13 protein-coding genes and 1 riboswitch are annotated in these 14,216 nt (G+C 67.5%); of the genes, 2 read left to right on the forward strand and 11 right to left on the reverse strand.

The annotated features are described in order from the left end of the window. Window positions 1-152 precede the first annotated feature (152 nt). The 6 genes from VML93_RS24445 to VML93_RS24470 all read right to left on the reverse strand — a co-directional run bounded on the left by VML93_RS24445 (window position 153) and on the right by VML93_RS24470 (window position 6,343). The gene (locus tag VML93_RS24445; RefSeq protein WP_325614856.1) at window positions 153-1,313 is read right to left on the reverse strand and encodes an acyl-CoA dehydrogenase family protein; all 1,161 of its coding nucleotides are present in this window, start codon (window positions 1,311-1,313) and stop codon (window positions 153-155) included. 82 nt (window positions 1,314-1,395) lie between these two features. Continuing rightward, complete coding sequence (gene hflX, locus VML93_RS24450) at window positions 1,396-2,832, reverse strand: GTPase HflX (RefSeq protein WP_325614857.1); 1,437 nt, start codon at window positions 2,830-2,832, stop codon at window positions 1,396-1,398. Window positions 2,833-2,881: 49 nt separating this feature from the next. Then, window positions 2,882-3,751, reverse strand: a complete 870-nt coding sequence (dapF, locus tag VML93_RS24455) for a diaminopimelate epimerase (protein ID WP_325614858.1) — start codon at window positions 3,749-3,751, stop codon at window positions 2,882-2,884. Between the two features lie 4 nt (window positions 3,752-3,755). Next, on the reverse strand, window positions 3,756-4,679 hold the full coding sequence (gene miaA / locus VML93_RS24460) for a tRNA (adenosine(37)-N6)-dimethylallyltransferase MiaA (RefSeq protein ID WP_325614859.1): 924 nt from the start codon (window positions 4,677-4,679) through the stop codon (window positions 3,756-3,758). Continuing rightward, complete coding sequence (locus VML93_RS24465; protein WP_325614860.1) at window positions 4,676-5,353, reverse strand: hypothetical protein; 678 nt, start codon at window positions 5,351-5,353, stop codon at window positions 4,676-4,678. The genes miaA and VML93_RS24465 overlap by 4 nt, the downstream gene beginning before the upstream one ends. 30 nt (window positions 5,354-5,383) lie before the next feature. After that, on the reverse strand, window positions 5,384-6,343 hold the full coding sequence (locus VML93_RS24470; protein ID WP_325614861.1) for a DMT family transporter: 960 nt from the start codon (window positions 6,341-6,343) through the stop codon (window positions 5,384-5,386). A gap of 447 nt (window positions 6,344-6,790) precedes the next feature. Here VML93_RS24470 and VML93_RS24475 point away from each other — a divergent pair, with 447 nt between their 5' ends. Next, window positions 6,791-8,119: a DUF349 domain-containing protein gene (locus VML93_RS24475; protein ID WP_325614862.1), complete on the forward strand. Its 1,329-nt coding sequence runs from the start codon at window positions 6,791-6,793 to the stop codon at window positions 8,117-8,119. A 37-nt stretch (window positions 8,120-8,156) separates the two neighbouring features. On the opposite strand, the gene VML93_RS24480 is transcribed toward VML93_RS24475, so the two are convergent. The 4 genes from VML93_RS24480 to recA form a co-directional block, all read right to left on the reverse strand. After that, entirely contained in the window at window positions 8,157-8,780 is a 624-nt protein-coding gene (locus VML93_RS24480) for a hypothetical protein (RefSeq protein WP_325614863.1), read from the reverse strand. After that, on the reverse strand, window positions 8,777-10,300 hold the full coding sequence (miaB, locus tag VML93_RS24485; protein ID WP_325614864.1) for a tRNA (N6-isopentenyl adenosine(37)-C2)-methylthiotransferase MiaB: 1,524 nt from the start codon (window positions 10,298-10,300) through the stop codon (window positions 8,777-8,779). Before miaB ends, VML93_RS24480 begins: the two co-directional genes overlap by 4 nt. 69 nt (window positions 10,301-10,369) lie before the next feature. Next, window positions 10,370-10,891 carry a recombination regulator RecX gene (gene recX / locus VML93_RS24490; protein WP_325614865.1) on the reverse strand — a complete coding sequence of 174 codons (522 nt, stop codon included), beginning with the start codon at window positions 10,889-10,891 and terminating at the stop codon, window positions 10,370-10,372. Further along, window positions 10,857-13,001 (reverse strand): intein-containing recombinase RecA, encoded by a 2,145-nt coding sequence (recA, locus tag VML93_RS24495; protein ID WP_325614866.1) that lies wholly within the window; start codon window positions 12,999-13,001, stop codon window positions 10,857-10,859. Before recA ends, recX begins: the two co-directional genes overlap by 35 nt. A gap of 155 nt (window positions 13,002-13,156) precedes the next feature. Next, window positions 13,157-13,276, forward strand: a riboswitch (cobalamin riboswitch). Window positions 13,277-13,312: 36 nt separating this feature from the next. On the opposite strand from recA, the gene VML93_RS24500 reads away from it, so the two are divergent. Further along, entirely contained in the window at window positions 13,313-13,987 is a 675-nt protein-coding gene (locus tag VML93_RS24500; protein WP_325614867.1) for a (2Fe-2S)-binding protein, read from the forward strand. Window positions 13,988-14,026: 39 nt separating this feature from the next. On the opposite strand, the gene VML93_RS24505 is transcribed toward VML93_RS24500, so the two are convergent. Beyond that, window positions 14,027-14,215, reverse strand: coding sequence for a DUF3046 domain-containing protein (locus VML93_RS24505; RefSeq protein ID WP_325614868.1), 189 nt, complete (start codon window positions 14,213-14,215; stop codon window positions 14,027-14,029). Between the last annotated feature and the right edge of the window lies 1 nt (window position 14,216).

Raw genomic sequence — 14,216 nt, forward strand, 5'->3', positions numbered from 1 at the left:
CAAACACCGCTGACTCGGGCGTTCCGCGGGCTCGGCTGGAGCACGGCGGCCTCGGCGATCGCCGGCGTGATAAGCGAAGACACAAGGGCCGAGGTTACGTCACGCACTCATCGGCCGGGCCATGTACACCCTCTTCACCAGCGCCGGACGTCCTAGACGCCCAGGCTGCGGCCGATGATCTCCTTCATGATCTCGGTCGTGCCGCCGTAAATCGTCTGCACCCGAGCATCCAGATAAGCACGCGCGACCGGGTATTCCCGCATGTAGCCGTAGCCGCCGTGCAGCTGCAGGCAGCGGTCGATCAACTGCACCTGCTTCTCGGTGGTGTACCACTTGGCCATCGCGGCCTGTTCGGCCGTCAGCTTGTGGTCGAGGTGCAACCGGATGAACTCGTCGACCATCATGCGCACGACGGTGGCCTCGGTCGCCAGCTCGGCCAGCACGAACCTGGTGTTCTGGAAGCTGCCGATCGACTTGCCAAAAGCTTTGCGCTCCTTGGTGTATTGCAGCGTCAGCTCCAGCACCGACTCCATGGCCGCGGCCGCCATGACGGCGATATTGAGGCGTTCCTGCGGCAGGTTCTGCATCAGGTAGATGAAACCCATGCCCTCCTGCCCGAGCAGGTTTTCTGCCGGAACCTTGACATCGGTGAACGACAGCTCCGCGGTGTCCTGAGCCTCCAGCCCGATCTTGTCCAGATGGCGGCCGCGTTCGAAACCCTCCATGCCGCGCTCGACGACCAGCAGACTGAAACCTTGCGCGCCCTTCTCCGGATCGGTCTGCGCGACCACGATGACCAGATCGGAGTTGATCCCGTTGGTGATGAACGTCTTTGATCCGTTGAGCACGTAATGGTCACCTTGCTTGACCGCGCGGGTCTTGATGCCCTGCAGGTCGCTGCCGGTTCCGGGTTCGGTCATCGCGATCGCGGTGATGAGCTCGCCGGTGCAGAACCCGGGCAGCCAACGGTGCTTCTGCTCCTCGGTGGTCAGTTCCAGCAGGTACGGCGCCACGACGTCGTTGTGCAGGCCGAACCCGATCCCGCTGTAGCGCCCGTTGACGGTTTCCTCGACGAGGATGGTGTTGTAGCGGAAGTCGGGGTTGCCCCCGCCGCCGAACTCCTCGGGCACCGCCATACCGAGGAAGCCCTGCTTGCCGGCCTCGAGCCACACTCCACGGTCGACGATCTTCGCCTTCTCCCATTCCTCGTGATGCGGCGCGACGTGGCGCTCGAGGAAGGCCCGGTAGGACTCGCGAAACAGGTCGTGTTCGGGCTCGAACAGAGTGCGCTGGTACTTGACGGCACTGCTCATGGATGACCTTCCGGGCGACGGGAACTCTGCCGCCCAAGATATACCAACCGGGTGGTTGGTCGGCGGTTGGCCGGGCCGAGCGCTACATCTGCCACCCGTCGACCGAGAATTCCCGGAGGCCGGCGGCCAGGGCCGCCGGAACGCGGGCCTGGATCCAGGTGCCGTCCTCGGTGTGTTCAGCGTGCAGCACCCGACCGTCGGCGTGCACGCGTGACACCAGGTCGCCGCGGTCGTACGGGATGACCACTTCGACGGCCTCGTCGGGGGTGATGGCCAGTTCGGCCATCCGGCGCCGCAGCACGTCGATGCCGTCCCCGGTGCTGGCCGAGACGAACACGGCGCCGGGCAGTTGGTGGCGCAGCTTGGCCAGCGTCAGATCGCTGGCCGCGTCGATCTTGTTCACCACCAGCAACTCCGGTGCCGGGTCCGCCTGGTTTGCCACGATGACTTCCGAGACCACCTGGTGTACGGCGTCGATCTGGGCCAGCGGGTTGACGTCCGAACCGTCCACGACGTGCACCAGCAGATCGGCGTCGATGACCTCCTCCAGCGTGGAACGGAATGCCTCCACCAACTGGGTGGGCAGGTGCCGGACGAAGCCGACGGTGTCGGTGATCACGTAGGGGCGCCCGTCGTCGAACTCCGCGCGGCGGGTGGTGGGGTCCAGGGTGGCGAACAATGCGTCCTGGACCAGCACCCCGGCCCCGGTCAGCTCGTTGAGCAGGCTGGACTTGCCCGCATTGGTGTAGCCGACGATCGCGATGGACGGCATGTCGCTTTCCAGCCGGCGGCCGCGCTGGGTGTCGCGGACCATTTTCATGTCCTTGATCTCGCGGCGCAGCTTGGCCATCCGCTCGCGGATGCGGCGCCGGTCGGTCTCGATCTTGGTCTCACCGGGACCGCGCAGGCCCACCCCGCCGCCGCTGCCGCCGGCACGGCCACCGGCCTGCCGCGACATCGACTCGCCCCAGCCGCGCAGCCTCGGCAGCATGTACTCCATCTGGGCCAGGGATACCTGCGCCTTGCCCTCCCGGCTGGTGGCGTGCTGGGCGAAGATGTCGAGGATCAGCGCGGTGCGGTCGATGACCTTGACCTTCACCGCCTTTTCCAGCGCCGTGAGCTGCGCCGGCGACAGTTCGCCGTCGCAGATGACAGTGTCGGCGCCGGTCGCCAAAACCACTTCACGCAGCTCCTGGGCCTTGCCCGAGCCGATATAGGTCGACGGGTCGGGTCGGTCGCGGCGCTGGATGAGTCCTTCGAGCACCTGCGAGCCCGCGGTTTCGGCCAGCGCGGCCAACTCGGCCATGCTGGCCTGGTTGTCTGCCGAGCTGCCCTCTGTCCACACGCCGACCAAGACGACGCGTTCCAGGCGCAGCTGGCGGTACTCGACCTCGGAGACGTCGGCCAGTTCGGTCGACAGCCCGGCGACCCGGCGCAGCGCCGACCGGTCTTCGAGGGCGAGTTCACCGGGGCTCGGTACGGATTCTGGGGTGCCCATGTCGGGCTCTGGATTTGTCATAGCCAATATCCGATGGTGGCACGCCTCGAAGAGCTGCGCATCTGAATAATCAGGCGAGCGCGCTCCACCAGGCGTCCGCGAGCTCGCCCTGGGCCATCAGGACGGACGGGCCGCGTAGGTAGCTGGTGGTGTTGGTGACGGTGACCACGACGTCACCGCCCGGTACGCGCACGGTGAGCCGTCCGGTGTCCGCGCCGGCGGACGCCAGCGCGGCGACGGCGGCCGCGACCGTCCCCGTCCCGCACGACCGGGTTTCACCGACCCCGCGCTCGTGCACGCGCATCCGGATCACTCCCGCGTCCGGCGCGGTCAGCACTTCGATGTTGACCCCGTCCGGGAACTGATCGGTGTCGAAGCTGACCGGCGCCGCCACATCCAACGCCGCCAGCTCGTCGGGTGTCAGCTCCGGATCCACGCAGGCCAGGTGCGGGTTACCCACGTCGACCGCGATGCCCTTGAAGCGCCTGCCACCGATGAGGGCCTCCCCGGTGCCCAGCCGGTTGGCCTTGCCCATGTCCACGGTCACATCGGCGGTGGCCGCATCGGCCTGGTGGACCGTGACCAGCCGCGGGCCGGCCAGTGACCCGACGACGAACTCGTCGCGGGGCTCCAGACCGGCCGTACGCAGGTAATGAGCGAATACCCGCACGCCGTTGCCGCACATTTGCGCGATCGACCCGTCCGCGTTGCGGTAGTCCATGTACCAGTCGTAGGCGCTCACACCGTCGGGCAGACGCTCGAGGCTGCCGGACCGCAAGGCGGCGCCGGCGGTGGTGACCCGCAGCACCCCGTCGGCACCCAGCCCACGGCGCCGGTCGCACAGGGCGACCACCCGGTCGGGCGTGAGATCCAGCTCGCCCTCCACGTCAGGCAGTAGCACGAAATCGTTCTCGGTGCCGTGGCCCTTGGCGAAGAACATGTGATCAGGATACGTTCCGCCACAACCGCAATGCGTCGTCGGCGAGGCCGTCGGCCTCCCCCGTCGCATCCAGCCAGCGGATCCGGTGGTCGCGACGGAACCACGATCGCTGCCGTCGCACGTAGCGGCGGGTGCCCACGAAGGTCTGCTCCTGCGACTCGCGCAACTGGTCGGATCGGCCACCGGCGTCCAGCGCCTCGATCACCTGCGCGTAGCCCAGCGCACGTGCCGCCGTGACCCCGTCGCGCAGGCCGGCGCGCAGCAGCACGCGTACCTCCTCGACCAGGCCGTGTTCGAACATCACCTCGGTGCGCCGGGCCAGCCTCTCGTCGAGAGTCGTTGTCTCACAGTCCAACCCGACGATGACGGTGTCCCACCGCGGGGTTCCGATGCGCGGCGCGGACGCGGCGAACGGCTGACCGGTGAGCTCGATCACCTCGAGTGCCCGCACCGTGCGACGGGCGTCGGTGGGCAGGATCGCCGCGGCTGCGGCGGGGTCGCGGCTGGCCAGCTCGGCGTGCAGTTCGCCCACCCCGACCTCGGCAAGCCTGCGCTCCCAGCGCACCCGCACCGCCGGATCGGTGGCGGGAAACGACCAGTCGTCGAGCAGCGACTGGACGTAGAGCATCGAGCCGCCCACCACGATGGGCACCGCTCCCCTGGCCGCGATCGCCTCGACGTCGGCCGCGGCGGCCTGCTGATAGCGGGCGACCGTGGCGGTTTCGGTGACGTCCAGGACGTCGAGCTGATGGTGCGGGATGCCGCGGCGCTGCGCGACCGGCAGCTTTGCGGTGCCGATGTCCATGCCGCGGTAGAGCTGCATCGCGTCGGCGTTGACGATCTCAGCGCCGCTGAGTCGGCCGGCGACCTCGAGCGCCAGCGCCGACTTGCCGGTGCCGGTCGGGCCGATGATAGCCAGCGGTCTCACGGCTGCCAGACGCCTGCGAAGTAGCCCACACCGTAGGGCGCTCCACGGTAGAGCTCCTTGGCCGTTCGCGGCCCGGGTTCGGTAAGGCCCGCCAGCACCTGAAACGCCACCCGGCCCAGGATCTGACCGGGTAGTCGCGTCAACGCGGCGCTATCGCCGCTGGCCAGCGCGTCGTCGAGGGTTTGTTGGGCCTCAGCGTTGCCGGGTTCGTAACCGCCCGGGGCGGTCGGTGTCAGGGTGTTCGCCCCGTCGGCCACCACCAGCACACCGATCGGGTCGCTGGACTGGTCGAGCTCGGCGCGCAGCTGCCGACCGAGGGCCCGTGCGACGTCGGCGTCGTGGTCTTCGCGGTAGACGCGCGCCTGGGCGCTGGCGTCGGGCCGGGCCTGGCCGCGCACCCAGGCGCCGATCAGGGCGCACAGCGGCAACTCGGCCAGTTCGGCTTCCTGCGGGGAGAGCCCGACCCGCACGTCGACGCCGAAGCCCGCGAAGGTGCCTTCGCAGTCGGGGCCCAGTACGTCGTCCGCGCGGCCCGTTCCGGCCACGATCCAGCGCGGCGGCAACAAGGCGGCCGCGGCCAGCACCGCCGCGCTCAGGTCTGCCGGCGCGGCCCTTCCGGCGAGTTCGGGAACCAGCACCGGCGCGGAAGGAACGATCGCGATGGCGCTCAGCACGTCACCAAACTAACCGGCGACCGGGCGCGATTACCGCGTCGGGCTGCGAACCAGGCCGGCCGACCCGCTGGCCGCTTGCTGTATCACCCGCGGATCGGTGATGACGGGAAAGCGGCCGCTCTCGATCGCCTCTTCGGTGACGTTCTCCGCCTCACCCCGCGCCAGGGCGACGGTGGCGACGATCACCAGCACCACTGCGACTACGACCACGACGAGCCCCGACTGGGTGGTGTGGAACGTCTCACCGAGCACGAGCATGCCGAGCAGCGAGCCGACCAGTGGCTTGGCGACGACCGACGTCGGCAGGGCGGCAGTCAGCGACCCTGCGCGATACGCCGACTGCTGAAAGATCATGCCCGCAGGCATCGCTGCCAACCAGAAATAGAACTCCGGGGAAAGCAGCAACGCACCGACGCCGCCGCTCAGCACCTCGACGACCGCTTTGGTCAGCACCGCGAACAGGGCCAGCGACGAGCCGGCGGCGACCGCCAGCAGCACCGCAGCCACGGTGCCCTTCCAGACCCGGGCACCCAGCAGACAGAACGCCACCAGCGGACCCATCACCAGGGCGACCACGATCCAGTCCCCGGGCGAGCCCCGCGACGCGCCGCCGCCGGGGTCGCCGATCGTGACGACCACCGCCAGCGCGGCGGCCAGCAGGACAGCCCAGGCCCACTCCCGGCGGGTCACCCGGACCTTGGTCAGATACGCGTAGATCGGTAGCGCGAACAGCAGCGCTGTCACCTGCAGTGCCGTCACCAGCACGACCGAGCCCAGCGCCAGGGCCGCGGCCTGCAGAACGTAATTGGCGACCGCCCCGCCGGCGCCCAGCCACCACCGGGTGTCGCGCAGCGACAACCCGAACAGCTCGAGGTGGCCCACCTCCGTGTCGGTGATCTCCTGCGCGGACCGCTGCCGGAAGACGTTGCCGACCGCGGAGGCGAACGCGGCAAGCAGGGCGAGGACCACGGCGATATCCACTTTCGCCATCACAGACCACCTCCCTGATATCCGCCACGATGTCCGCCCGGTAAGCGATTACTCAGCACGCGGCACCCCCCTTCGACACTTAACTAATCGTCCCGTGCGTAACCTGTGCGATCGCTGTGTATTCGCGAGCCCCGGCGAAGATGCCGTGGTATCGACCCTCGCGAGGGTGCTGCAGAGCCCCCCAGCTCCACCCCCGGTTGGCTGCCACGGTAGTGGGCCGCGCGACTTCCGCCCAAGGGTCCGGCGGACGCTGGAACCGAACCGTTATGCGACCCTTAGCATCTGTGGAGTTGCCGGGGCGGGCATGGCGAAGCCACGCACACACGGCCCGGCAAGCTGCTTGAATACTGTTGGACGGTGACAAGAGCCGGTGAAAGGGTGCCGCTACGCGCGGCAGATGCGCGGGATATCGCCGCGCGAAGGGTGCAAAGGGTAGGTGACGAGCGCATGACGGCCGACGAGCCTGGCAGCAACGATTCACCCAAGCCGGCGCCACGTCCGGGACCGCGGCCCGGTCCCCGGCCGGCGCCACGACTCCTCTCCCACCCGTTCGCGGTGCCCACACACAGCGACCCACACCAGTTCGGGCGTGTCGACGACGACGGCACGGTCTGGCTGATCAGCGCCGCCGGGGAGCGCGTCATCGGCTCCTGGCAGGCCGGCGATCCGGAAGCCGCATTCGCGCATTTCGGACGGCGATTCGACGACCTGAGCACCGAGATCACGCTGATGGAGGAGCGGCTGACGTCGGGGACCGGCGATGCCCGCAAGATCCGGGCCAATGCGGCCGCGCTGGCCGAGACGTTGCCGACGGCCTGCGTGCTGGGCAACATCGACGCGCTCGAGGAGCGGTTGACCAACCTGCTGGCTCGCATCGACGTCATCGTCGTGGCGGTTCGCTCCCGGCGCGACGAACATCGGGCCGCTCAGACCCACCTCAAGGAGGCGCTGGCCGCCGAGGCCGAGGACCTGGCCACCAATTCGACCCAATGGAAGGTCGCCGGCGACCGGCTGCGCGCAATCCTCGACGAATGGAAGACGATCACCGGTCTGGACCGCAAGGTCGACGACGCGTTGTGGAAGCGATATTCGGCGGCCCGGGAAACGTTCAACCGGCGACGCGGATCACATTTCGCCGAGCTGGACCGGGAGCGCTCAGGGGTGCGGCAGTCCAAGGAGCGGCTCTGTGAGCGCGCCGAAGAGCTCTCCGAGTCGACGGACTGGACTGCGACCAGCGCTGAGTTCCGCAAGCTGCTGACCGAATGGAAGGCCGCGGGGCGGGCGACCAGGGATATCGACGACACGCTCTGGCGTCGGTTCAAGGCCGCCCAGGACGCCTTCTTCTCCGCCCGCAACGCCGCGACCGCCGAAAAGGACGCGGAGCTGCGGACCAATGCCGCGGCCAAGGAGGCGCTGCTGGTCGAGGCGGAAAAGCTGGACACCGGCAACCTCGACTCCGCCAGGTCAGCGCTGCGCTCGATCGCGGACAAATGGGACGCGATCGGCCGGGTGCCGCGGGAACGCAGCGCCGAGTTGGAGCGGCGGCTGCGGGCCGTGGAGAAGAAGCTGCGCGACGCCGGCGAATCCGATTGGTCCGACCCCCAGGCGCAGGCCCGCGCCGAGCAGTTCCGCACCCGTGCCCAGCAGTACGCCCAGCAGGCGGAGAAGGCCGCGGCGGCCGGCCGGACGAAAGAAGCCGAACAGGCCAGGGCCAATGCCGAACAGTGGGAGCAGTGGGCCGACGCCGCGGCCCAAGCGCTGACCCGCCGGAACTAACGCTGGCATTCGTCTGTACGCCCCAGGGACGCGCCCGCTAGCGGTCCTCGTCCTCGTCGGTCGGCTTCTCGGGGGTGTCGGGGGCGTCCGCGTCGTCTTCCAGGCTGTCCAGCAGCGTCCTGGACTGCTGTTGTGCCACCACCCGGCGCCGTTCTTCCTCGGCCGCCAGTTGGACGATGGTGCGCGACCAGACCACGCGGGTCCAGTGAAACGTCAGCAGGATCACCGCGATCCACGCGACGATCAGCCCCAGACCCGGACCTGGGTGACCAGCGGCCACGGTCTGGCGCGACCAGATGGCCAACATCCCCGCGACCGTAGCCACCGCCGTACCGGCCAGCGCAACCCAGGCCAGCGCCCAGCGCCGCGTCATCAATGCGAGCATCGAGAAACCCACCCCGAACACCAGGGCCAGCCAGGCGAACACCCGCGAAGGCAGGGCCACCGCGGCCGCACCGGCGCCGTGACTGCTGAACAGCACATCCCAGCCGCGCACGTTGCCGGTGTGCGACAGCGCGAACGATCCCAGCAGTATGAACACCAGGATGGCGACCACGAACCCCCTTGGGCCAGGGTCGATCTCACGCGCAACCCGCCGTTCCGCCTCCTCGATTTCGGCCCGGAAGGCGTCGAATTCCCCGCCGTTGCGCGCCGCGTTCATCGGGTGCACCCGAGCGATTCGATCGACTCGGCCGGCCGGCCGATAGCGGGTATACCGAGTCCGACCCCTTTCGGCCGCTGCCCGGCGGCGTGCGCGTCACCGGCGCGGGTGCGGCGATGGGTCAGGATGCCGGCGTCCGCGATGAGATGGTGCGGTGCGGCCTCGGTGACCGTCGCGGTGATTACGTCACCGGGGCGGACCTGCTGATCGGCGGTGAAGTGGACCAGCCGGCCGTCGCGCGCCCGCCCGGTCATGCGCGACGTGCGGGTGTCTTTGCGGCCTTCCCCGGTGGCGACCAGCAGTTCGACCGGCTGTCCGACCAGTGCGCTGTTCCCCTGCAGGGAGATCTGCTCCTGCAGCTCGACCAGCCGCTCGTAGCGTTCCTGCACAACGGATTTCGGCACCTGCCCGTCGAGTTCGGCGGCCGGTGTGCCGGGGCGCTTGGAGTACTGGAAGGTGAAGGCCGCCGCGAACCGGGCCTGTCGCACCACGTCGAGGGTGGCCGCGAAGTCCTCTTCGGTCTCGCCGGGGAAGCCCACGATCAGGTCGGTGGTGATGGCGGCGTGCGGCATGGCCGCCCGGACCCGGTCGATGATGCCCAGGTAGCGCTCTGCGCGGTAGGACCGCCGCATCGCGCGCAGCACCCGGTCGGATCCGGACTGCAGCGGCATGTGCAGGGCGGGGCAGACATTCGGCGTCTGCGCCATCGCCTCGATGACGTCGTCGGTGAACTCGGCGGGATGCGGGCTGGTGAACCGCACGCGTTCCAGGCCGTCGATGCGTCCGCACGCCTTGAGAAGTTCGGCGAAGGCGCCGCGGTCGCGCGGCAGCGCGGGGTCGGCGAAGGAGACGCCGTAGGCGTTGACGTTCTGTCCCAGCAGAGTGACTTCGAGCACGCCGTCGTCCACCAGCGACCGCACCTCGGCCAGAATGTCGGCCGGGCTGCGATCGACCTCCTTGCCCCTCAGCGCCGGGACGATGCAGAAGGTGCAGCTGTTGTTGCATCCGACGGAAATGGAAACCCAAGCGGCATAAGCAGATTCACGAGCACTCGGCAGCGACGACGGGAACTGCTGCAGCGCCTCGGCGATTTCCACCTGGGCGGTCTTGTTGTGCCGGGCCCGGTCCAGCAGCGTGGGCAGCGACCCGATGTTGTGCGTGCCGAAGACGACGTCGACCCACGGTGCCTTGCGCAGCACAGCGTCTTTGTCCTTTTGGGCCAGGCAGCCCCCGACCGCGATCTGCATGTCGGGATCGCGGCGCTTGCGCGGGGCTAGGTGGCTGAGGTTGCCGTACAGCTTGTTGTCGGCGTTCTCCCGGACAGCGCAGGTGTTGAAGACGACGACGTCGGCGTCGGTCCCGTCAGCCGCCCGCTGGTAGCCGGCCGCTTCGAGCAGGCCCGCCAACCGCTCGGAGTCGTGGACGTTCATCTGGCAGCCGTAGGTGCGCACCTGGTAGGTGCGCACCACAGCGTCGGGCGCCGCCACGGTTGCGGCTTCTGGCGCCACCTTCGAACTCACGGGGCCATGGTACGGCGGTTGGACCGTTGCAAACGCTTCGACCCAGCTCAGCGGCCCTCGACCGAAGGCCTATATGCTGCGCCGCTCGAGTTCCAGGGCCAGCTGGGCGCCGACCACGTCGCTGGCCAAGGTCTGGTCGTAGCCGCGCCGGGCCAGCATCGCGACCAGCCGACGGGCCACTCGCATCTGATCTCCGTCCAGGTTCTCCCGCCGCAGCTTGGCCCGCACCAGTTGCTCGGCCCGCTCCCGCTCGGCACCGCCGTCGATCCCGGCCAGCACCTTGGTGATCACGTCGTTGTCGACGCCCTTGGTGTGCAGCTCGGCGGCCAAAGCCCGCCTGCCCTTGCCGGCGCTGGATCGTCGTGCCTGCACCCACTGCTCAGCGAACGCGGCGTCGTCCACCAGCCCGACGGCGGCCAGCCGGTCCAACACCCGGTCGCTGACGTCCCCGGGGTATCCGCGTTTCGCCAGCTGGCCGGATAACTCGGCCCGGGTCCGCGCCCTCGCGGTGAGCAGGCGCAGGCACAACGCCCGCGCCTGCTCTTCGCGAGACGGCTCAGAAATCGACGGGGGCGGGCAGGACGTCGTCATCGGTCACGACCGCGCCAATGCCAAGCTTTTCCTTGATCTTCTTCTCGATCTCGTTGGCAACGTCGGCGTTCTCCATAAGGAAGCACCGGGCGTTCTCCTTGCCCTGGCCGAGTTGCTCGCCCTCGTAGGTGAACCAGGAACCAGACTTGCGGATAAAGCCCTGGTCCACGCCCATGTCGATCAGCGAACCTTCCTTGCTGATGCCGCGGCCATACAGGATGTCGAACTCGGCTTGTTTGAAGGGTGAAGCGCACTTGTTCTTGACGACCTTGACTCGGGTGCGATTGCCGACCGCATTGGTCCCGTCCTTGAGCGTCTCGATCCGGCGCACGTCCAGGCGCACCGACGCGTAGAACTTCAAAGCCTTTCCACCCGTGGTCGTTTCGGGCGAGTTGTGCACCATCACTCCGTCGGCAAAGTAGTTGTGTGAACCTTCAACTTCAATATCGAAGCGACTCATGATGGGGTAATTCGTCTTTGACTCGATCTCAGTGACACGCGCCGGCATTAGTTGCATCGTGGGCGCAACAAACTGCGGTTCCACGCTGAACTGACCACGGAAACGCGGCAAGAGCTTGTATGCCATGGACGGGTGTACGTACGCCGCGATTAGCTCCTGGAATTTGGCGGTGGCTTGCGTCGAAAAGACCAACACCGCCTTGCCCGCCGCACCTGCCCGCCGCAACCGAACATCGAATCCGTGTGTATCACGCAGGTAGTCACGAAGACGCACCTGCGACCCGTCGCTCATTGCCTCAACGCAGATCTCAATTCGTCCACTTCCACCTATGGTGCGTTGCTGTAAGCCCTTGGAGCGGAGGCTGAACGACCCATCGTCCATGTACCAGATGGCTAGCGCCAGCGGGGTCAGCGCCTTCAGGTATTCCTCGGAGAGGAACTTTTTACCGTCACCTAGGTACACCGCGCTCATCAGCTCATGAAGCTCGGAGAGCGGAGTGAAGTCCGCAAACACTGCCCCCTTGCCATTGGTGGTGCGACTATGCGGGATGTTCGCGAGAAGGGAGACCTTCCAGTCGAGATATCCCGATTGCTTTGCACCGTGCCCCATACGGAGTCGGGCACTTTCCGAATCTCTCCGAACTGGACGAGATAGGCATCCATCGCCCATCAAAGATCCCAGTAGAACTTCCCATTGCTGCTCACTAAGCAGGCTTGGTTGCGCCAACATCACACGGTCGCCAACCCTGATGTCTTCAGCTTCACGCCAGCCGCCCGGGGTACGGATGAGGTGGTTCCGAGTCATGGCCAAACTGGCGTGGCCACGGCCAGTCCCACCACCAGCTCTGTCAACCTTGAAGTGCAAGAACTCTTCGGTCTTGCCGTTGTTGAACCAGTTGGTCACCTTGCGCGGCACAATTCGCCCGGTCTCGAAGTCGTATGACAAAACCTCGACGTCCATCTTCTGGTTAACGATCTTGCCGAGCTTCTCAGTCGACCCGTCGGCCAGTGTGACGTTGGTGTACCAGGATCCACACCCGAACATCACTCCGATTTTTTCCCGAAGCTGGTTGATGAAGATCGCCGTAGTCCCCGAATTATTCAGCGCGCCAGTCATTTTCCGCAACGCCTGACTCATCAGCCGGGCTTGCAGGCCGACGTGGCTGTCGCCCATCTCGCCTTCGAGTTCCGCGCGCGGCACCAATGCCGCAACGGAGTCGATGACCAGAATGTCCAGCGCGCCGGAGCGGATCAGCATGTCGGCGATCTCGAGGGCCTGCTCACCGGTGTCCGGCTGGCTGACCAGCAGGGAATCGGTGTCCACGCCGAGCTTCTTGGCGTATTCGGGGTCCAGGGCGTGCTCGGCGTCGATGAATGCCGCGACACCGCCGGCGGCCTGGGCATTGGCCACCGCGTGCAGCGCGACGGTGGTCTTACCCGAGGACTCCGGGCCGTAGATCTCCACGACCCGGCCGCGCGGCAGGCCGCCGATACCCAACGCCACGTCCAGTGCGATAGACCCGGTCGGAATGGCCGAGATCGGCTGACGCGCCTCGTCGCCGAGACGCATCACCGAGCCTTTGCCGTGATTCTTCTCGATCTGGGCTATCGCCAGTTCGAGAGCCTTCTCGCGGTCGGGGGCTTGCGTCATGGTGCCTCTCCTGTAGTCGGTGTTCGGTTGACCGGTTCGGTCGGTTGGCCCAGACATTAGGCGCGGGGTCTGACAAGTCGGTTCCATCGAACTCTGACCACAGTAGCCGAACACGTGTTCGACTCAAGTTAACACGCCGCGTGTGGCAATATCGGCTACCGAAAGGCGACGACGGGCCTCGACGAGGAAACCGGTGTGAATCCGGTGCGGTCCCGCCACTGTGATCGGGTGCCCTGACCCGAGAGCCAGACACTCACCGTCGGCGCTTCCTCGAGACAACTGGGGCGGATCTCCCCGGAGAGGGCGGTCGCATGGACATCTCTGTCCAGCTGGCTGAAATTTCCTCCTACAAAGGCTTTTTCGCGCTGACCGTGGGCGGCGACCCAGCCGGGTGGCATCCGGTCGGCGACTCCTACGCCGACGGCTGCGCCGATCTGATCGACGCCACCGTCCACCGCTACCACACCACGGACTTGCGGATCGGCGCCTCGCTTGTTCACCTCGGCCATGCCACCCGGCTGTGGTCACCCGTGCTCGCGTGCGCGCTGTGCCACGGCGTCGTTCCGGACCTGACCGACCTGCAGCGTGCCGACGATGGGGCGCAGCTCCGCCTGCCCGAACCCGTCGGAGAAGCCATCGAGCTTTCGGCAGACTTGTTGTATCGCGTTGTGGTGGAAGAACATATGGAGCCGCTGGCGGCCGGCCTGCGGGTCAGACTGGCGCCCGGGCTGCTGTCGGGCAACATCGCGTCCGCGCTCGTCGGAGCGTCGAAGGCCCTGCTTTCGGCGCGGCCCGACTTGGGCCACCCGCTCGTCAGCATCACCAACGCCTTGCTGAACACCGGCACGTTGGCCGGGTCCGGCGCGATCACCGGCCCGCATCTGGGCTTCCGGCGCCGCAGCTGCTGCCTTTTCTACCGCATCCCCGGGGGCTCCGTTTGCGGCGATTGCGTGTTTCCCCAGACGCCGCGCTCGACCCGGCGCTGAAGGGTTCGCGTCGAATCTGCGGCTACGGCACCAACGAGATCACCACTGATCGCGGGGCACATCGAAGTCGACGCACAATGCCCGCCAGACGTCGCGGGGCTCGACGCCGTCCTCGATCGCCTGGGCGGCGGTACGGCCGCCGAAGTCGCTCAACACATGGTCGACCAGCACCGATGCGCCGTAAACCGTGCCGAATCGTAGAACGACCCGCTCGTTGAACTCCGTCAGC

The sequence above is a fragment of the Mycobacterium sp. genome, from assembly GCF_035499775.1.
Classification (GTDB): domain Bacteria; phylum Actinomycetota; class Actinomycetes; order Mycobacteriales; family Mycobacteriaceae; genus Mycobacterium.